The organism is Promicromonospora iranensis, assembly GCF_028994775.1.
GTDB classification, from domain to species: Bacteria; Actinomycetota; Actinomycetes; order Actinomycetales; family Cellulomonadaceae; genus Promicromonospora; species Promicromonospora iranensis_A.
On record NZ_JAJQMN010000001.1, the window covers coordinates 428,052 to 446,909 of the forward strand.

The window sequence follows — 18,858 nt, forward strand, 5'->3', positions numbered from 1 at the left end:
TTGGCTGACCGGTGTGGCGGGGTGGCCACGGTCGACGCACCCTGCCGACCCGAGGGAGGCGAGGGCATGACAGCTCCACAGGACGCGCCGGCTCAGGACGCGCCGGCTACCGCTCCGGCACGGGGCGAGCCCACGTCGCGCCGTCCGCCACGGTGGCTCCCCCGGGCGCTCTTCATGGCGGTGGTGGCGGTCTATCTCGGGGCGTTCGGCTGGTACGCGATCGAAACCCTCCAGGGCCTCGCGGTGAACCTGCTCATCGCCTTCTTCCTCACCTTGGCCCTGGACCCCATCGTGGTCTGGTGCGTGCGCAAGGGGTGGAACCGCCGCGTCGCCGCAGCCGCCGCCCTCGGCGGCTCCCTCCTCGCCATCGCGCTGGTCCTGGCGCTGTTCGGCAACCTGTTCGTCCAGCAGCTCGTGCAGCTCCTGGAGACCGTGCCCGCCATCTACGTGGACGTCCAGAACCTGGCCGCCGAGCGGTTCGATGTCGTCATCCCGGACTCCGACGACCTCGTGCTCGACATCCTGACGAGATTCGGCAACGACGTGGCCAGCGGCGCGTGGCTGTTCGGGACCACCGTGATCGGCGGGCTCTTCGCGCTGCTGACCATCCTGCTGGTCACCTACTACCTGCTCGCGGCCGGGCCGCGCTTCCGGGCGGCGGTGTGCCGCTGGCTGACCCCCGAGCGCCAGCAGGAGGTCCTGACCCTGTGGGAGATCACCCAGGTCAAGGTCTCGGACTTCATCAACTCCCGCATCGTGCTGGCAGCCCTCTCCAGCGCCTTCACCCTCGTCTTCCTGCTGATCCTGCGCACCCCGTACGCCCTGCCGCTCGCGGTGTTCGTCGGTGTGGTGTCGCAGTTCGTCCCGACGATCGGCACGTACCTGGGCGGAGCGCTCCCCATCGTGGTCGCGCTGACGTCCCAGGGTCTGCCACAGGCCCTCGGTGTCCTCGCCTTCGTGATCGCCTACCAGCAGCTGGAGAACCTGTACTTCTCCCCCAAGGTCTCCGCGCGAGCCCTGGAGATGAACCCGGCGGTGAGCTTTGTCGCCGTGCTGGGCTTCGGCGCCCTCTTCGGCGCGCTGGGCGCGTTCCTCGCGCTGCCGGTCGCCGCCACGATCCAGGCGACCGCCAACACCTATCTGCGCCGGCACACGCTCATCGAGTCCCACATGTTGCAGGACCCGGTCCGACGACGGCGTGGCGCTGAACCCGACGCTGAACCCGACGTCGCGCCCGGCCCTGACGCGGATCCCGGCGTCAGATGATCTTCGGGAACGCGATCAGGAAGCCCACCCCGACCACCAGCAGGACACCCGCCCCGGCCAGGATCAGCCAGGACTTGCGCGGGGACCCGAACCGGTTGGCGAGCGCCCCGAAGAACAGCACCAGCGCGAAGAGCACCGTCAGCAGGGTGTAGTTGTCCCCGCGCCGGTTGTCGGCCAGCGCGTCGGCGAAGTACTCGTCGGCGCGGGCGTCCGCCTCGGCTGCCTCGACCTGGCCGGGCGGCACGTAGCTGTCCAGGGCGAAGGGGCTGCGCGGAGCGTCCGGGTTCCGGAGCGGACGCGCCGCGAGCCATTCGTCGAACGCGGGCGCGAAGTGCTCGGTGAAACGCGCGCGGGCGAACTCCGCCAGCGCGCGGTCGTCCTCCGCCGTCGCCTGGAGCCAGATGCCGAACACCTGCAGGTCCACCGCGCGAGCCGCCTCGGCCTTCGTCGCCTCGCGGGTGGCCTCGATGCGCTGGGTCGAGGCCCTGGAGAACGAGATCGACATCTCCCCGCCCCACTTGCTCGACTCGAACCCGCTCCACGCGGTGAGCACGGCCGTGATCGCCAGCAGCGCGACGGCGATGTGCTCCACCAGCGACGACCGGCCGTCGGTCTCGCGCTTCCCGGTCTCGCGCTGCTCAGCCGACCGCTGCTCGGCCGGCCGTTCCTCGGCCGCCCATCCTTCGTCCGACATGGTGTGCCCCCCGCTGTCGATCGCTCAGCAGCCGAGGTCGTCAGCCAGGGCGTCGCGTGCCTCCTGGACCTCCACGGCGTCGTCCCGCAGGGACTCCGCGGCGTCCCTGATGGTCGCGTCGCCGTTGACGTCGTCGACGGACTGCTCGAAGTCCTCCCACGCCTCGTCGAGCGCCTGGCCGCGATCCTGGGCGACGTCGTCCGCCGCCGCGTCCAGCTCCTGCCACGCCTGGCGGACGCTGTCGCGGGCGTCCCTCACCTCGTCCACCGTGGCGCCCGGTGACAGCGTCATGTCGAAGTTGTCCAACGCGACGGTGAGCTGTTCGGCCGCGCTGCACGCCTCCTGCGTGTTCTCCTCCGGCGTCTCGCTGGAGCACGCGGCCGTCGCCACGATCATCATCAGCCCGACCAGGGCACCTGTCGTCCGCCTCATGTCCACGCCCTTCTGCCATTGATGCTGGTCGCCCCGTGGGGCCATGTCTGCACGGTCCCCCGGGCGTCGACGTCCGGCCTCACCCACCTCGGGTGAGTTCACCTCGAGCGGGCTGGTGGCCCGGCGGCGGCGCCGCGGCGTCCGTCAGCCCAGGAGCTTCGCCTTGGCCGCGGCGAACTCGGAGTCGGTGAGTACGCCCTGCCCGTGCAGGTCACCCAGCTGGGTCAGCTGGGCGAGCAGCTCGTCGTTCGAGTGGGCTGCGGGAGCGGGCGCCGGCGGTGCCGGCTGCGGCGGGGCGGGCGGGGCCTGCTGCGCTGTCTCGTACCGCTGGGCCTCGTACTGCTGGGCCTCGTACTGCTGCTGGGTGCGGTTGGCCTGGCGCCGGCTGACCGCCCCGGCCGTGGCCTGGGCGGTCCCGGCGATGACGGCGGTACGTGCGGCGGTGCCGAGAAGGCCCGGCCTGCCGAAGCGTCGGAGGGGAGACATGTGGGGCTCCGTTCGATGAGCGGTCGGTGATGTGGGTGGTGATGTGGGTGGTGAGGGTGGTGAGGGTGGTCCCGCCGGCGGCGGGACGAGGTCAGGCCGGGGACCCGGCGGTCTCGGCCTGGTCCGCGATCTCGTTGACGGTCGCTGCGGGGACCCGCTCGTGCAGGATCACGTCCGCGTCCGCGTCGGCCGCCGCCGACACGAGCTGACGTGACCAGGTGTGCTCGATCGCGAGGACGAGCACCGACGTGCCGGGGTTCACCGCCTCGGCGATCTCCTGGAGGTCCTCGTCGCCGGTGAGACCGGACGCGGGCAGCTCGATCTCCACGAGGTCCACCTCGTCGCCGAGGTCCTGGGCCTCGAGGATGACGATCTCTCCGTCGTCACCCCGGCGCACGACGGCGAGGTCCAGCAGGGTGACCGCACCGGTCCCGGCCACCTCGAGCACCGCCCGGGCGACCGGCGGCGGGATCCTGGGTGCGTCGAAGGCGAGTGCGACGAGCTCGACGGGACCGAACGACAATGACATGGGAACCTCCGGGGCGGGATGGTTGGACGGCGGGGATGGTTGGACGGCGGGGATGGTTGGACGGCGGGGATGGTTGGACGGCGGGATGGTTGACGGACAGGCTTCAGCGGGCACGGGATCCGCCCCGCATCCGACGGCTCACCGTGACGACCGTGCCGCCGGTGATGAGGAGGAGCAGTGCGATCAGGGCCGTGGTGAGCGCGTCGGCACCGGTCCGCGGCAGGGTGCCCGGTCCGGGGTCGGTGCCTGGCCCGTCGGCGCCCGGCACGTCACCCGGCACGTCATCAGGGTCGGGCTCCGGTGCCGGGTCCGGGTCGGTACCGTCCCCCATGTCGCGGCACTCGTCGGGGAGCGCGCTGCGGTCCGCGCCCGCCGTCCGGCCCACGCCCGCGAGCCCGCTCAGCCCGCTGTTCGCGGCGTCGGTCGCGGCGTCTGTGGCGGCGAACCAGGTGTTGGTCACGTGCACCGGGCGGCAGACGTCGTCACCCACCGGCAGGTCGAACTCGGCCGACCGCGGATCACCGTCGGCCGGGTCGGTCTCGGTGGTCGTCCCGTCGACGACGATCGTCACGCTGTCGGCGCTGCCGGCGTCGGTCTCGGTGGCCTGGCACGTCGCACCCTGCGGCAGGTCCGCGTACACGGCGACCCAGTCGTCGGCAGCGGACAGCGTCCGCTCCGGTCCACCCGGAATCTCGATGGCCCGCTCCACGCCGTCGACGTCCTGCGTGCACGCCAGCTCGACGGTGAAGACGTCGCCCTCGTGCTCGGCGGCGTCCGGCCCGGACAAGGTCTTGACGACCCGCACCTCGCCCACCTCGAACGTGTTGGTGACTGCTATGGCCGCCGGGTCGCCGGCCGGGACCACCACCGCGGCGGACCCACCGTCGCCGCCGTCACCCGCACCGCCGTCACCCACGCCGCCATCACCCATACCGCCGTCACCCACGGCCGAGACGGTCGTCGAGGTGGCGCCGCCGGTCGCGGTCTCGGTGGCGACGCACTCGGCCCCCACGGGCAGCCCGTCGTAGACGACCGGCTCCCCGGGCACGAGCGCACGAGCCGCGCCACCGGGGACGGACACCGGCTCGCCGTCGAACGTGCAGGCGAGGGTCACCTCGAACGGCCCGGCGCCATAGAGCTCCGCGCCCTCACCGGCCAGCATCTTGTCGACAGTGACCGCCCCGACGTCGAACGTGTTGGTCACCGTGACCTCGACGACGTCGCCCGAACCGACGGTGACCTGCTCCGGCGAGATCGTCGTGGAGGTGGCTCCCGCGTCGTCGGGCTCCGTCACCGTGCAGACGGCGCCGGTCGGTAGGTTCGGGACCTGCGCCGTCAGCGGTCCGGCGGCGCCGAGCGTGACCGTGCCGTCGTACACGACACGTGGCTCACCGGCGCCCTCGCCGTCGTCGTCCAGGGCGCACAGCACCCCGAGCGTGAAGGGCCCGGCGCCGTACATCTCGGCGCCCTCGCCGTCGACGACCTTGGCCAGCTCGATCGCGCCGACGTCGAACTGGTTGGTGAAGGCGACCTCCGTCGTGCTCTCGCCGGACGCATCGGGCGTGACCTCGGTGGTGGCCTCCGGGCCCTCCGTCACGACGGGCTCCTCGCCGTCGTGCGTCACGGTGACCTCGACCGAGGCGGCTCCGCCCGTACCGGTCTCGGTGGCGGTGCACTCCGCGGCGACCGGCAGGCCCTCCAGGACCGTCACGTCGCCGTCCTCGAGGGTGACCACCATCGGCCGGCGCGGCCCGTAGCCCGTCGCGTACACCGGATCGCCGAGGAACGTGCAGTCGACGGTGACCTCGAACGGCCCGTAGGGCACCGGCTCACCGTCCTGGCCGACGGCGTCGGTGACGACCTCCTTGGCGAGCTCGAGGCTCGCCAGGTCGTACCGGTTCACCGCGGTGAGCGTGGTGACCTCCGGCTCCTGGCCGATCGTCACGGACCCCACCACGAGCTCGGTCTGCCCGCCGTCCGGATCCTCGGTCACCGTGCACTCCGCCCCGTAGGGCAGGTTGGTCACCGTCGCCGGCTCGTCGGGCGACACGGTGATCGGGACCGGTTCGAGCTGTGTCTCGACCCAGCTGCCGATCGCCGACGTGCACTCCACCTCCATGTCGAAGGTGTCGGGCGCGTGGTCGGCACCCTCGCCGGTGACCTGCTTGACGACCTCGAGCGTCCCCGTCGCGGTGGCGACGCCGACCTTGGTGCCCTCCGTCGGCAGCATGTCGCGGGGGCCCTCGGGCGCCTGCACCACACCGGACGCGGCCGCGGAGTTGTAGGCGATCGACTCGTTCCCTGCCTCCGGTGCGACGGCGGGCGTGGTCGTCGTGCCCTCGAAGGCGATGAACTCACCGGGCTGCAGCGGGTTCTCCTCCGTCAGGGTGACCACTGCCTTCAGCGCGGTGATCGTCTCGTACAGGTCCTCGCCCTCCGCACCGGTGAGCTCCACCCAGCCGCTCTCCGGGTCACCCGTCGGGCACACCGGCTCGGCGCGAGGTTCATCGATGTCGTCCATGCAGTAGTCGGTGGCGGTCGTGTAGTAGAAGGTCGCCTCGGCGCCCGGGGGCGCGTGGACGAGCTCCGGCGGCGGGTCGTTCGTCAGGATCGGCTGCCACTGGGAGCCTCGCTCGGAGTCCGCGTAGGACCCGGTGTCGCCCGGGACCGGCAGCCGGTCGTAGCTGACGACCTTCGTGATGGGCAGGTTGCCCCTGTTGTCGATCCGCACCTGCCACGTCTCGTCGTGTCCCGGCGCGATGACCGGCGTGCACGGGTACGCGTAGTACCCGCCCTCGTCCGGCAGGCACTCCGTGTCCGGATCCGCCGCCGGGTCGACGATCACGTCGAGCTCGTCGTCGTTCGTCGCCCGGACGACCTTGGACTGCGCCAGCACGCCCGCCGGGACGCTGGTGACGTCGGCGTCCGCCTCGCAGGCACCGGTCTCCTCGTCCAGGCGGGTGACGCACTCGTCCCACGGCCGGTCGCCCGTGACACCCGCGGTGTTCTCGACGACGGTCTCCGCGGGGAGGTCCACCCGGAACTGGACCTGGACCGTGATGGTGTAGGTCTGCCCGACCTCGAGCACCGAACCCTCGGGGAACGTGAACTGCAGGTTCTCGATGTCGCCGGTCCGGTCGACGCTCACCTCGGCGGGATCGGTCGGCAGGGCGGGGCCGTTCGCCGGGTCGGGGGCGGCACCGGTCAGCGTGTACGAGTACGGCTCGTCGACGTCGGCCAGGCGCAGCTGGGCGCCGCCGGCGTCCGTCGGCATCGGGTCGGTGACCACCGGGTCGACGATCGGCCGGTTGCCCGTGTTGGTGATCGTGATGTTCATCGGGAAGACCGCGTTCGGCGCCTCGGTGCCGTCGGACACCGTGCCGGCGAAGTCCTTGACGATCTCGACGCCGTTCTCCGCGTGCACGTAGGTGACCTGGGCCTCGGCGGAGTCGGCGGCACTCACCGGCACCAGCTCCCCCGTGTCCGGGTCGACCACGAGGTCGGCGCCGGTCGTGGTGCCGTCCACCTCGTTGGTCGCGACCCCGGGCTCGGACTCACCGGGTGCCGGCGGGTTCGCGGCGAGGTCCGGCAGCACCGGTCCGCCGGTGCGCAGCTCCTCGCGCCGTTCGACATCCATCGGCACGTCCTGCGTCGGGCCGGCCGGGTTCTCCCAGATCGACCCGTCGGTCCGGGTGAACGTGAAGCGCAGGCCCTGCACGTCCTCGGGTGCCACGCCGTCCGGCAGGACGAACGTGGCGGACGGCGTCCCGGTCACCCAGTCGCCTCCGGTCACCGTCACGCCGGCACCGTCGCCACCCTCGGTGAAGGTGCCGCCGGTGAACGCGTCGACCCGCACCTGCTGGATCGGCTCGGCGAGCGTCGGGTCCGCGAAGCCCACGAAGTCGTACTGGTTCCAGAACCGTGGCTCGTCGTCGGTCAGGACCATCTCGACGGTCCTGGACGGGCCCTCGGGTGTGCCGGAGAGCGTCATCCGCACCGGCCCGGTCCCCGGCTCGACCACCTGGGCGGGATCGAACGACTTGGCGACCTCCACGCCGATGCCCGGCTGCTGCAGCACCATCTCCGCGTCGTCCCACGCGAGCGGTGAGTCGTCGTCCGTCCCGCCCGGATCCGTCACCTGGGCAGCGGCGGTGTCGGGCACCGGTGAGTGGTCGGCGACCGTCACGGGCTCGCCCGTGTAACGGTCCAGCTCGCGCAGCTGGAGCGTCAGGTCCATGCTCCCGGTCGCGTCGGCCGCGACACGGCCGTCGAAAGCAACCTCGACGCCGACGACGTCGGCGAGGTCGCCGGGGGTCAGCGCCTCGGCCTCCGCCTCGGTGAGCTCAGCCGTCGACCCGTCGTCGGAGGTCAGGGTGACCGTCGTCGTCTCCGTACCTTCCGGCGGCGTGACCGTGATCGCCCGCAGGGTGAAGGCGTCGAACGGCGTCGTGCCGTCCTCGACCTGCACCTCGCCGCTGCCCTCGAGCCCCGGCTCCACGAGCCGCAGTTGGTCGACCCGCGCGAGCGACTCGTTGGTGCCCTGGATGGTGACCGTCGTCGAGGGGTAGAACCGCGCGGGGGTGTCGGCGGGCGGCACGGACACGGGTCCGCCGGTCCACTCCTTGTCGACGCTCACGTTGATCGGACGGTCGATGATCAGCACGTCGGCGCCGTCGCGGTCGGTGAAGGTCTCGTCCTCGAAGGTCGCGGCCGCCTCCACCGTGTTGTTCACGAGGCCTGGGTCCGCCGTGTTGTAGACGGTGCCGTTCGTCGAGCCCAGCACGGGCTCGCCGTCGCTGCGGCGGTCGTCCCGCACCTGGAACGTCAGCTGCAGGTGGCGGCCGTCGCCGAGCGTCGACCGGGCGACACCGTCGCCGGGCTGCGGCATGGCCGGATCCCCGCCCGCCGTGCGCGACGGCGACTCGACGTAGGTGAGCCGTACCGACGTCGCCGACGCCCGCTCCTCGGCGCTGAGCGTGTAGCCGGGGAACGTGCCGTCGCACGCCTCGGGGCAGGGGTCACCCGCCGCCTCGACCCAGGCTCCGTCGACGAAGAGCTCGACGCTCTCCACCTGGTCGTACCGGATCAGCGGGTCGACGGAGTCGCTGACGGGCTCCACCCGCACGAGGTCGAACGCGTCGTAGAACGAGTCGGCGACGTCGGTGCCCGCCGGGTCCGCGATGTCGGTGAGCACCATCGGGTCCACGCCGTCGAAGTCGTCGGTCGACCACGTGATCTGTGCCGTGACCTGGTCCTCCGACCGGGCGAGGACCGTGGGCGGGTCGCCACCGAGAAACGACTTCTCGACGATGTCGAGGTCACCGGTGCCGTCCACGGGGAACGGGTCGACGGTGTCGCAGCCCTCTGCCGGGACCGTCGGCTCGACGGTCCCGGACGACGCGGTCGACGCCGCGCAGTTGGCGATCGGGTCGTCGCGGTCGACGGGACCGTCGTAGGCGGCGGTCACGTTGGGCTGGAACGAGGTGCCCGGCGGGAACCCCTCCTCGGAGTCGTAGACGAACTGGACGCCGTCGGCGTCCTCCGGCAGGTCGCAGCTCACGGTGTCCGGACCGGTGAACGGGCCGCAGCCCGGCACGGGCACCCACGCGGCGCCGTCCCAGTAGTTCACCGTGAGCGTGGCGCCGGCCGGCACGTCGGTGGTCCGCACGGAGGTCGCGTCGAAGTTCTCCCAGAACTCGCCCGGGTCCGCCGGATCCGTCGGGTCCTGGATCACCACCTGGTTCGCCGACGTCGTCGAGCCGTCCGGCCCGAAGGGCAGCAGCTGGGTGGGGAGCTCGACCACCACGCTCTGGCCGGGGACGGCGGGGACGATCGACGGCGCGATGATCTTGTCGGTCCGCGTCGCCAGGCGGTCGTCCAGGGTCACCAGGTCTGCCGAGGCGGTGCCCTCCGCGTTCGGGATCGTCGCGGTGATCTCGTTGCCGTGCGTGACGTCGTCGGTCGTCTGGTCCGGATCGGTGTCCGCGGTGAACGGGACGGACGCCGAGCCGCCGGTGACGATCGCCCCGGTGAACTCGACGGTGAACCCGACCACCGTGCACCCCGCCGGCGGGTTCGGCAGGGTGCCCACCGTCGTCGTGCCGAGGCTGGGCGTCGTGCCGTCCGCGCAGGTGAAGGTGACCGTCGCGGAGTCGGCGTCCGCCGGCCACTGGATGCCGGTTCCGTCGCCGGACGGCCCGAACCCGGTGAAGGTGAGCGGGTCGTCACCCTCGAACGGGCTGGGCGTGCCCGGCGAGGGCTCGGTGATGGCCAGCGAGGTCGTCGGGTCACCGGTGCTCGTCGCGCCCAGGGTGACGGTGGTCGGGGCACCGGCGCTCACGGTCGCCGGGTCGAACGACTTGCTCGCGGTCACGCTGTTGTCCGGCGGCGTGATGACGTAGGTGTCCTCGGCGGTCACCGGCTCGGACTCGTCGGCGCCGTGCACGACGTACGACGAGACGTCGTTGGTCACGGTGGTGGCCTCGGTGAGCTCGGTGACCGACTCGCGCTGCTGAACCTCGACGGGGATCGTGGCGGTCGCGCCCGGCCGGATGTCTCCGCTGAACGTGTAGCGCACGCCCTGCACCGTCGCGGGGTCGACGGAGTCGTCGAGCGGCAGCCACTGCGTGCCGTCCCAGTACTCCTGCGTCACCGTGTCCGCGTTCGGCGGGAGGGTGACGTCGCCGGTCCCGGTGTACTCCAGGTAGGTGAACGGGCTCGGGTCGGCCGTCGGGTCGGCAGGATCCTGCACGACGAGCTCGTCCACCGCGTCGTTCGACGCGTTCGTCGCGGAGAGCGTCATGGTCGCGGCAGTACCCGGCCCGGCGATCGCGCTCTCCGGCGCGATGGACTTGGCTGTCTCCGACGCGAGCACGAGCGGCACCACGGGCGTCACCGTGGCGTCGGAGGTCTCGGCGGGGGCGTTGTCGGCGGACACCATGGCCGTGTTCGTGATCGGCACGCCGTCCTGGCTGTACGGCAGGTCCGGGTCGACCTGGGCCGTGACGAAGACCTGGCCCTGCCCGCCGTTCGGCACGCTCGGCCACGTCGCCGTCACCGTGTCCGTCTCGGTGTCGACGTCGATCTGCCCGCCGTCGGGTCCGCTCTGGATCGAGGCGCTGACCAGCTCCAGGCCGTCCGGCAGCTCGTCGGTGAGCACCGCGTTCGCACACGGCACGGCGTTCGGGTCCGAGCACGAGATGGTGATGACGAACTGGACCTCGTCACCGGGCCCGTACGGCCCCGAGCTGACCTCTTCCTTGCTGATGCCCCACTGCACGGCGGAGGCCGGCGGCGCGGTGATCAGCGCGAGCGGCAGCAGCACCGCGGTCGCTCCGAGGGCGGCGAGCCCTCGCCTCAGTCGTGCCGCTCCACCCACAACGCGTTCTGCCATCGGCTGTACCTCTCACCCGTTCCGGACGGCGCGGGCGACGGCGCTCCGCGCGGCTCCGGAGACCAGGCCCAGGATCGCGAAGCCGATGACCACGTTGATCAGCGCGCTCGCCAGCTTGCTGGAGAGAGCGGCATCGGTGATGAACGGCGCCACGCCCGCCACGACGGTGGCCAGGCCGACTATCCAGCTGAAGAACGAGAGGGCACGCGGTGTGCTGAGCAGCAGCAGGTGCGCCAGCCCCACCGCGAGCAGCGCGCAGATCGCGGCGGCCGCCATGAACCAAACGGTCGACACGTCGCCCCAGACCCCGTCGCCCTCCGGCGCCAGGATGGGGATATCGAACACCCCGCGGAAGACGACCACGCCCACGAGCGCGATGAGGGCGACCACCAGGGCGGTCGCCGCGCCGCCGGACCACAGGACCCGTGCGTCGACACCGCCCGGCCGACCTGCGGCATCCTGCGGATACTGACCGTAGACAGCCATGAGCTCGCCTCCCGTTGCTCGCTGCTGGTTGCTGGTTGCTCGTTGCTGGTTGCTCGTGAGCCGGTCTGCTTCGCGACTCTGCGTCGCCCGCGGGCGAGGGCACTCACCCGTTGTGGGTGAAGGTGCGTGTCAGCCGCCGACGCCGCCCCCGCTCTGGCGCCGGTTGTCCTGGGCGAAGACGGAGGCCCAGTCGTTCCTCATGCTGATGGTCGTCCAGCCGAGCCGCCGCGCCGTCTCCGTGATGGGCTCCCCCGCGGCGAACGACTGCGCCTCGCTGGCGTAGGCGAACTCCCGGTCGGGATCGTCGTGGTCCACCAGCAGCGAGAGGTGCGGACCGTCGGCGGCAGCGGCCCACTCGAGGAGCTCGGTGTCCCCCGCGGAGTTTCCCGCGGCGAGCACCGGGGGCCTGCCGAGCTGGGTCTGGATGTTGGTGACCTTGGCGGCGCCCTCGTTGACGTCGCCCAGCACCCGGCCGGTGCGCCGCAGGGCCGGCCGGCCGTGGACGTCCTGCCCCAGCTCGTAGGCGATCATCGTGCCCACCACCCGTTCGGGCGGCACGCCGTACAGCTCCTGGCTGATCGAGCGGACGAACTCGGTGCCGCCGCCGGTCACGACGCCGATGGTGAAGTCCAGCTCCCGCAGCGCGGCGATGAGCTCCAGCATCGGTCCGTACCGGATGTCGCTCAGGGGGTGGCCGAGGGTCGGATGGGTGCCCGACCGGAGGAACGCGCGCACCTCCCGGGTGAACGCGCCGGGGCCGATCCCCCGGAAGAGGCCGGCCAGCGCCAGGGCCACCCGTTCGAGCCCGATCTCACCGACCGCCGAGACGTCGCCCGCGAGCACAGCCCGGAACTCCGCCTCCTCGGCGAGCGTCGGATCGTCCCGCACCCGTCGTCGGAGGGCGTCGAGGAAGAACTCGTACTGCACGTACGTCGGCCGCTCGCACCAGAGCGTGCCGTCGTTGTCGAAATAGGCGACCCGGTCCTCCGGCGCGATCGAGGGAGCCTGCGCGAGGAACCCGAGCACGGCGTCGCGGGCGGGTCCGGGAAGCCAGGAGGGCAGCTGGTCCTCGCCGGTCATGACGCCACCTCCAGGAGCCTGGCGCCCGGCGGCACGGCGAGCGCCGTGTCGTTGTGGACGCACCGGAAGCCCACGTGGCTCATGCCGGTGTCGATCGCCTGCGGCCGGCGTGCCGCGGGGCGGTAGCGCAGGCAGTAGGTGTCCGCGCAGAGGAAGGACCCGCCCTTGATGACCTTGCGCGGGACCGCGAACTGCGGCTGGCGGGGATCGCGGCTGGAGTCGGCGTCGCCGCCGCGCGGGTTCACCGGCGCGCAGCACGGTTCGAGCGCGGCGTCAGGGTGCCTGTCGGTCCACCAGTCCCCCGTCCATTCCCAGACGTTCCCGGCCATGTCGTACAGGCCGAACCCGTTGGGGGCGAACGATCCGACGGGTGCCGTGCGCAGCCAGCCCGACTCACCGGTGGACCGCCACGGGAAGTCGGGTCCGTCCCAGGTGTTCGCCAGGATGCGGCCGCCGGGCCGGGCCTGCTCCCCCCAGGTGAACGCCGCCCCCTCGACGCCGCCCCGGGCGGCGTACTCCCACTGGGCCTCGGTCGGCAGGTCGGCACCGGCCCACGCGGCGTAGGCCGCCGCGTCCTCGTGGGCGACGTGGACGACGGGGTGGTCGCCCCGGTCGTCGATCCCGGACCCGGGCCCCTCGGGCCGGCGCCATGAGGCGCCGGGGACCCAGGCCCACCACTGGCTGAGGTGGCGCAGGTCGACCGGGCCAGGAGTCGGCGTGAACACCATCGACCCGGGCGCGAGGTTCTCCGGGGGCGCACCCGGGTAGAGGGCGGGGTCGAGCGGCCGCTCGGCGACGGTCTCGTACCCTGTCGCCGTGACGAACGCGTCGAACTGCGCGTTCGTCACGGCGAACCGGTCGATCCGGAACCCGTCGACCCGCACGGGATGTGCGGGTGCCTCCTCCGGGTAGTGAGCGTCGGAGCCCATGGTGAACGTGCCACCGTCGAGCCGGACGGTGTCGTCGGTACGGGCGCCCTGCACCTGGGCCTGCACCTGGGCGCGGTCGGTGCGCGCCGTCATGCGCTCGGGACGCCTGACTCGAGCTTGGCGAGCACCTGGTCGATGCTGAAGCTCGACGGCTTCTGCCGTGCCGGGAACTCCTTGAGCGTGGCCAGCATCTTGCCCACGTACGCCTGGGCGGGGATGAGTAGCCACACGTGGTCGAGCATCCAGTCGAAGTAGGAGTTCGACGTGATGTCGGCCCGTTCGAACGGGTCGGTACGCAGGTTGAAGATCTTGGGCGCACGGAGCTCGACGTAGGGCTCGAGCCAGATGTTGAGCGTGCCGACCGCGCGCTGCTCCAGGAACACGATCTTCCAGTTGTCGAAGCGCAGCGCGGTGAGGTCGCCGTCGTCGGACACGTAGAAGAAGTGCTTGCGCCGTGACTCGTCGGTCTCCCCCGTGAGGTACTCGAGCTGGTTGTGCCCGTCCAGGTGAACCTTGTAGCGGGTACCGGCCAGCTCCGTGCCCTCGCGCAGCTTGTCCGCGATCGCGGGTTCGCCGGCCGCCGCCAGCAGCGTCACGAACCAGTCGTTGTGGCTGAAGAGCCCGTTCAGGACGGTGCCCTCCGGGATCTTCCCCGGCCAGCGCACCATCGCAGGGACCCGGTACGCACCCTCCCAGTTGGAGTTCTTCTCGTTGCGGAACGGCGTCATCCCGGCGTCGGGCCAGCTGTTCATGTGCGGGCCGTTGTCGGTGGAGTAGACGACGATCGTGTTGTCGGCGATGCCGAGCTCGTCGAGCTGGTCCAGCAGCGAGCCGACGACGTCGTCGTGGTCGAGCATCGTGTCGTGGTACTCGGACTGCCACCGGCCGGCCCGGCCCTTGCTCTCGGGCTTGCCGTGGGTGCGGAAGTGCATGTGCGTCGAGTTGAACCACAGGAAGAACGGCTCGTCGTCGCCTGCCTTGTCGCGCATGAAGCCGAGCGCCGCGTCCCGGAACTCCTCGTCGACCGTCTCCATGCGCTTCTTGGTCAGCGGGCCGGTGTCCTCGATGCGCTGCGTGCCGTCACCGTTCGCCCAGGAGTGGATCACCCCGCGCGGGCCGAACCGCTTGCGGAAGTCGGGGAAGTCCTCCGGCGTCGGGTAGTCGTCCAGCTCCGGCTCCTCCTCGGCGTTCAGGTGATAGAGGTTGCCGAAGAACTCGTCGAACCCGTGCATGGTCGGCAGGAACTCGTCCCGGTCGCCGAGGTGGTTCTTGCCGAACTGGCCCGTCGCGTACCCCTGCTCCTTGAGGGCCGTCGCGATCGTCGGGTCCTCGGCCCGCAGGCCCAGGTCCGCACCCGGCATGCCGACCTTCGACAGCCCGGTCCGGTAGGGGTTCTGCCCGGTGATGAACGCGGCGCGGCCGGCGGTACAGCTCTGCTCCCCGTAGTAGTCGGTGAAGAGCGCGCCCTCCGCCGCGATCCGGTCGATGTTCTCCGTGCGGTAGCCCATCACCCCGTTGGAGTACGCGCTGATGTTGCTGATCCCGATGTCGTCTCCCCAGATGACCAGGATGTTCGGCTTGTCGGCCACGATGTCTCCTTCGAGTCGGTGATCTTCGGTGCTACCGCGTCAGGACGGGTTGTCCCGATCAGCGGACAGGGCGGTGGGCTGGGCAGTGGGCTGAGCAGTGGGCTGCGGCCGGGCCAGCAGCTCGACCAGCGCGATGAGCAGGCCGGCGCCGACGGCGGTCCCGACGACGAGACCGGGTGTCGGGTCCGACGCCAGCAGCAGGATCAGGACGGCGAGCGCGACGATCGCCGTGCGCACGACGCCGCGGTAGCGGGCGAGCCACAGACCGGCCGGGCCTGAGGACACGCCACGGCCCTCGGCCCAGGCCCGGGCGTTGCCGAAGCCCTTGCCGAGGCCGGCCCGCAGGCCGCGCGCCGACGGGCTGGACCCGCCCAGGTAGGCGGCGAGCGCCACGACGAGGCCGAGCACCCCGACGGTGCGGAGCGTGGCGCGCAGGAACAGGACGAGCTGGTCGAAGACCGCCTCCGCGGCGTCGAGCCGCAGCACGGCTCCGCTGAGCGCGTCGAGGTAGAGGCCGCGGGCGATCGCGAGGCCGAGGGCGAGGGCGAGCATGCCCCCGGCGAGCGCGAGGCCGGCGGCGACCAGGGCGCGCAGGTGGCGCGTCGCGAGGAGGACGCCTGCGCCCAGCAGGAGGAGCACCAGCCACGGGAGCCACGTCCCCAGGGCGACGATCTGGGCGTACCTGTTGCGGATCTCGACGAGCTGAGTGGTCTGCATGACCGTGAACGTCGCGTCGATGGTGGGCAGGTTGGCGGCCAGCGCGAACCCACGCTCGGCGAGCCGGTCCCCCAGCAGGTCGATCATCCCCGCGAGCTGGATGGTGAGCTCACCGTCCTGCCCCACCTGGACGACGTCGCCACCGTTGCCCCGCATCACGCCTACGAGCTGCTCGTGCGCCACCCGGTTGGCCTGGTCCCACGCGGAGGAGAACTCGCCGCTCGTCACGACGCTGTCGGCGGTCCGGCGGACGAAGGACTCGACCCCGCTGCTGAGCGGCGCCTCCAGCAGGGGCAGTGCCTCCGCGGCCCGCGGCGCGAGGTCCCGCTCGCCGAGGCCGCCCGCGACGGAGTCGAGCAGCGAGCCGACGTCGATCCGCGTCATCACGGCCTGGGTCATCCGGCCGGCGAGGGCGGACTGCACCGTCGGGTCGTCCACCAGCGGGGCGACGGTCGCGACGTAGCGGTCGGTGTCGGTCAGTGTGCGTTCGGCCCAGGCGGCGACGACGCCCACGGGTGCCAGCAGCGCCCCGACCACGATCAGGACGACGGCGGCGGCGCTCCGCCCGCGATGGCGGGTCCGGTGGTCCGCCGCGTGGTCCGGCGGGATCGCCGGCTCGCTGAGCCGACGTCGGAGGTCCGCGTTCTCCCGCTCGAGCGCGGCGAGCCGGGCGGCGACGTCGGGCGACCCGACGACGCCGTCCGCTCCGGCTGTCTCGCTCATGCTGCCGCTCCCCCCGGTGCCCGCCACGCGTCGGCGGTACCTGACGGGTTCGATGCTCGCTTCCGGTCCACCCGGGGGCCTCACCCAGAACGGGTGATCGGCCGAGGAGGCGGTCACGGGCCTGGTCAGGGGGTGAAGATGAACCCTGGTCGGCACTTCGTGCCAGACTGCCGGGCTGAAGTACACCCGCACGTGAGTTTTTTCCGCAACAAGTACTGGAGCAGCTCCATGACCCCCGAGGCCTGGAAGACGATCGCGATCGTCGCGTACCTGGCACTGATGCTGGGTATCGGCTACGCGGCGTTCCGCCGCACGGACGACAACCTCGACGACTACATGCTGGGTGGCCGGCGGCTCAGCCCCGGTGTGGCCGCGCTCAGCGCCGGCGCATCCGACATGTCCGGCTGGCTCCTGATGGGCCTGCCCGGCGCCATCTACGTCAGCGGCCTCGTCGAGGCCTGGATCGCCATCGGTCTGACGATCGGCGCCTGGCTCAACTGGAAGTTCGTCGCGCCGCGGCTGCGCGCCTACACGGAGACCGCGCGGAACTCGATCACCATCCCGAGCTTCTTCGAGAACCGGCTGCACGACACGTCACGCTTCCTGCGTGTCGCGTCCGGCGCCATCATCCTCGTGTTCTTCACCTTCTACGTCTCCTCCGGCATGGTGGCCGGGGGCACGTTCTTCGAGGGCTCCTTCGGGTTCGACTACACGACGGGCATCTGGGTCGTGGGCGGCGTGACCCTCGCCTACACACTGTTCGGCGGCTTCCTCGGCGCCACCTGGACCGACGTCGCGCAGGGCCTCCTGATGCTGCTCGCCCTGGTCGCGGTGCCCATCGTGGCCTTCTTCGACCTCGGCGGCTGGGGCCCGATCCGGGAGGGCATCCTCGCCGCGGAGACGAGCGACGCGGCGAACCACCTCTCGCTCGTGGCGGGCGCCACCGTCACCGGAGTGATCTCGGCCGCCGCGTGGGGTCTCGGCTACTTCGGCCAGCCGCACATCATCGTGCGCTTCATGGCCATGCGTTCCCCGCAGGACGCCGTCGCCGGACGCCGCATCGGCATCACCTGGATGATCGTCACCGCCGTCGGCGCCATCATCACCGGCCTGATCGGCGTCGCCTACGTCAACATCAACGGTGAGACGCTGGAGAACCCGGAGACGGTGTTCCTGTTCCTGTCCCAGGTGCTGTTCCACCCGCTGATCGCGGGCCTGGTCCTGGCCGCCGTCCTCGCCGCGATCATGTCGACGATCTCGTCGCAGCTCATCGTCTCGTCCTCGGCCCTGGTCGAGGACCTGGTCAAGATCACGGGTCGCGCGATGACCCCGCGCACCGAGGTGATGCTGGGCCGCGTCGGCGTCCTGCTCGTCGCGGTGGTCGCCGCGATCATCGCGTTCGACCGCACCGACACGATCCTGGACCTGGTCGGGTTCGCCTGGGCCGGGTTCGGTGCCGCGTTCGGCCCGATCGTGCTCCTGAGCCTGTACTGGCGTCGTCTCACGAGCTGGGGTGCGCTGTCCGGCATGGTCGTCGGCGCCGTCGTCGCGTTCGTCTGGGGCCGGTCCCCGCTGGCGGACACGCTCTACGAGCTGGTCCCCGGCTTCGTGCTGGGCGGGCTCGTCGCGATCGTCGTCAGCCTGCTCACGCCTGCGCCGTCCGAGGCGGTCCGCACGGAGTTCGCTGAGGCGACGCGCCTCGCGACGGCGAAGAAGGCCGGCGTCTGACGGATCGCGGGAGCCACACCCGCCGGCGCCACACCCGTGCGGAAGTCTCGCGCACGGGTGTGGCGCCGGTGCACGGCGAGTCGGTTCACACCGGGGCGAGCCAGACCGGGTCGAGCCAGGCGTCGAAGGTGCGCCGCGCGGCGTCGGCGAGCGCAGGGCCGTACGCGGCGGCGTCCGACCGGACGCGGCCCGGGTCGACGCCGGCAGCCGCGAGCTCGTGCGCGTGCCCCACCAGCCACCGCTCGATCTGCGTGTGGTCGGCCTCGAGGTGGAACTGCAGCCCCAGGATGTGCGAGCCGACGGCGAAGGCCTGGTTCGGGAACCCCGGCGTCTCCGCGAGGCGGGCGGCGCCGGCCGGGACCGCGAACTCGTCGCCGTGCCAGTGCAGCACCCGGACACCGTCCAGCGAGGTCAGCGCGGAGCCGCGTCCCTCGTCCGTCAGCGTCAGCGGGGCGTAGCCGATCTCCTTGCGGCCCGTGGCGACGACGTCCGCCCCGAGCGCCGCGGCGACGAGCTGCGCCCCCAGGCACACGCCGAGCGTCGGCAGGCCCGCGCGGAGCCGGGCCGCGATGGCCACCTTCTCGTCGCGGAGGAACGGGTAGGCCTCCGTCTCGTACACCCCGACGGGGCCGCCGAGCACGACGAGGAGGTCGGGCCGCAGCGCCGCCTCCGGTGTGACGGGCTCGACGGGGACGTCCAGGTACGACGTCCGGTATCCACGGGCGTTCAGCAGGGGTTCGAGCAGCCCGAGGTCCTCGAACGGCACGTGTCGGATCGCGAGCGCGTCTCGCGTCATGGCAGCTCCT

13 protein-coding genes are annotated in these 18,858 nt (G+C 71.8%); 2 read left to right on the forward strand and 11 right to left on the reverse strand.

What is annotated here, in order from left to right; translation table 11 throughout:
• The first annotated feature begins 66 nt into the window (after positions 1-66).
• A complete protein-coding gene (locus tag LUU90_RS01945) occupies positions 67-1,266 on the forward strand; it encodes an AI-2E family transporter (protein ID WP_275001551.1) in 1,200 nt (399 codons plus the stop codon).
• Here the strand turns inward: LUU90_RS01945 and LUU90_RS01950 are convergent.
• The 10 genes from LUU90_RS01950 to LUU90_RS01995 all read right to left on the reverse strand — a co-directional run bounded on the left by LUU90_RS01950 (position 1,259) and on the right by LUU90_RS01995 (position 16,324).
• On the reverse strand, positions 1,259-1,960 hold the full coding sequence (locus LUU90_RS01950; protein ID WP_275001552.1) for a hypothetical protein: 702 nt from the start codon (positions 1,958-1,960) through the stop codon (positions 1,259-1,261). The two genes, LUU90_RS01945 and LUU90_RS01950, sit on opposite strands and share 8 nt — an antisense overlap.
• Positions 1,961-1,984: 24 nt before the next feature.
• Positions 1,985-2,392 (reverse strand): hypothetical protein, encoded by a 408-nt coding sequence (locus tag LUU90_RS01955; RefSeq protein WP_275001553.1) that lies wholly within the window; start codon positions 2,390-2,392, stop codon positions 1,985-1,987.
• A 144-nt stretch (positions 2,393-2,536) separates the two neighbouring features.
• A complete protein-coding gene (locus LUU90_RS01960; protein ID WP_275001554.1) occupies positions 2,537-2,878 on the reverse strand; it encodes an SHOCT domain-containing protein in 342 nt (113 codons plus the stop codon).
• 91 nt (positions 2,879-2,969) lie between these two features.
• On the reverse strand, positions 2,970-3,407 hold the full coding sequence (locus LUU90_RS01965) for a DUF6325 family protein (RefSeq protein WP_275001555.1): 438 nt from the start codon (positions 3,405-3,407) through the stop codon (positions 2,970-2,972).
• Between the two features lie 103 nt (positions 3,408-3,510).
• The gene (locus LUU90_RS01970) at positions 3,511-10,800 is read right to left on the reverse strand and encodes a DUF5979 domain-containing protein (RefSeq protein WP_275001556.1); all 7,290 of its coding nucleotides are present in this window, start codon (positions 10,798-10,800) and stop codon (positions 3,511-3,513) included.
• 12 nt (positions 10,801-10,812) lie between these two features.
• Positions 10,813-11,286, reverse strand: coding sequence for a DUF6069 family protein (locus tag LUU90_RS01975; RefSeq protein ID WP_275001557.1), 474 nt, complete (start codon positions 11,284-11,286; stop codon positions 10,813-10,815).
• A 129-nt stretch (positions 11,287-11,415) separates the two neighbouring features.
• Positions 11,416-12,366, reverse strand: coding sequence for an HAD family hydrolase (locus LUU90_RS01980; protein ID WP_275001558.1), 951 nt, complete (start codon positions 12,364-12,366; stop codon positions 11,416-11,418).
• The gene (locus LUU90_RS01985) at positions 12,363-13,388 is read right to left on the reverse strand and encodes a formylglycine-generating enzyme family protein (RefSeq protein ID WP_275001559.1); all 1,026 of its coding nucleotides are present in this window, start codon (positions 13,386-13,388) and stop codon (positions 12,363-12,365) included. Before LUU90_RS01985 ends, LUU90_RS01980 begins: the two co-directional genes overlap by 4 nt.
• Complete coding sequence (locus LUU90_RS01990; protein ID WP_275001560.1) at positions 13,385-14,884, reverse strand: arylsulfatase; 1,500 nt, start codon at positions 14,882-14,884, stop codon at positions 13,385-13,387. The genes LUU90_RS01985 and LUU90_RS01990 overlap by 4 nt, the downstream gene beginning before the upstream one ends.
• 39 nt (positions 14,885-14,923) lie before the next feature.
• Entirely contained in the window at positions 14,924-16,324 is a 1,401-nt protein-coding gene (locus tag LUU90_RS01995) for a hypothetical protein (RefSeq protein ID WP_275001561.1), read from the reverse strand.
• Positions 16,325-16,552: 228 nt separating this feature from the next.
• Here LUU90_RS01995 and putP point away from each other — a divergent pair, with 228 nt between their 5' ends.
• Complete coding sequence (gene putP / locus LUU90_RS02000; protein WP_275001562.1) at positions 16,553-18,052, forward strand: sodium/proline symporter PutP; 1,500 nt, start codon at positions 16,553-16,555, stop codon at positions 18,050-18,052.
• Positions 18,053-18,137: 85 nt separating this feature from the next.
• Here putP and LUU90_RS02005 read toward each other — a convergent pair whose 3' ends face one another.
• Positions 18,138-18,848 carry a glutamine amidotransferase gene (locus LUU90_RS02005; protein ID WP_275001563.1) on the reverse strand — a complete coding sequence of 237 codons (711 nt, stop codon included), beginning with the start codon at positions 18,846-18,848 and terminating at the stop codon, positions 18,138-18,140.
• Positions 18,849-18,858 lie beyond the last annotated feature (10 nt).

Excerpts from the sequence above, each read along its gene's own strand:
- LUU90_RS01945 (WP_275001551.1), top strand. The coding sequence starts at position 67 with ATGACAGCTCCACAGGACGCGCCGGCTCAGGACGCGCCGGCTACCGCT.
- LUU90_RS01950 (WP_275001552.1), bottom strand. The coding sequence starts at position 1,960 with ATGTCGGACGAAGGATGGGCGGCCGAGGAACGGCCGGCCGAGCAGCGG.
- LUU90_RS01955 (WP_275001553.1), bottom strand. The coding sequence starts at position 2,392 with ATGAGGCGGACGACAGGTGCCCTGGTCGGGCTGATGATGATCGTGGCG.
- LUU90_RS01960 (WP_275001554.1), bottom strand. The coding sequence starts at position 2,878 with ATGTCTCCCCTCCGACGCTTCGGCAGGCCGGGCCTTCTCGGCACCGCC.
- LUU90_RS01965 (WP_275001555.1), bottom strand. The coding sequence starts at position 3,407 with ATGTCATTGTCGTTCGGTCCCGTCGAGCTCGTCGCACTCGCCTTCGAC.
- LUU90_RS01970 (WP_275001556.1), bottom strand. The coding sequence starts at position 10,800 with ATGGCAGAACGCGTTGTGGGTGGAGCGGCACGACTGAGGCGAGGGCTC.
- LUU90_RS01975 (WP_275001557.1), bottom strand. The coding sequence starts at position 11,286 with ATGGCTGTCTACGGTCAGTATCCGCAGGATGCCGCAGGTCGGCCGGGC.
- LUU90_RS01980 (WP_275001558.1), bottom strand. The coding sequence starts at position 12,366 with ATGACCGGCGAGGACCAGCTGCCCTCCTGGCTTCCCGGACCCGCCCGC.
- LUU90_RS01985 (WP_275001559.1), bottom strand. The coding sequence starts at position 13,388 with ATGACGGCGCGCACCGACCGCGCCCAGGTGCAGGCCCAGGTGCAGGGC.
- LUU90_RS01995 (WP_275001561.1), bottom strand. The coding sequence starts at position 16,324 with ATGAGCGAGACAGCCGGAGCGGACGGCGTCGTCGGGTCGCCCGACGTC.
- putP (WP_275001562.1), top strand. The coding sequence starts at position 16,553 with ATGACCCCCGAGGCCTGGAAGACGATCGCGATCGTCGCGTACCTGGCA.
- LUU90_RS02005 (WP_275001563.1), bottom strand. The coding sequence starts at position 18,848 with ATGACGCGAGACGCGCTCGCGATCCGACACGTGCCGTTCGAGGACCTC.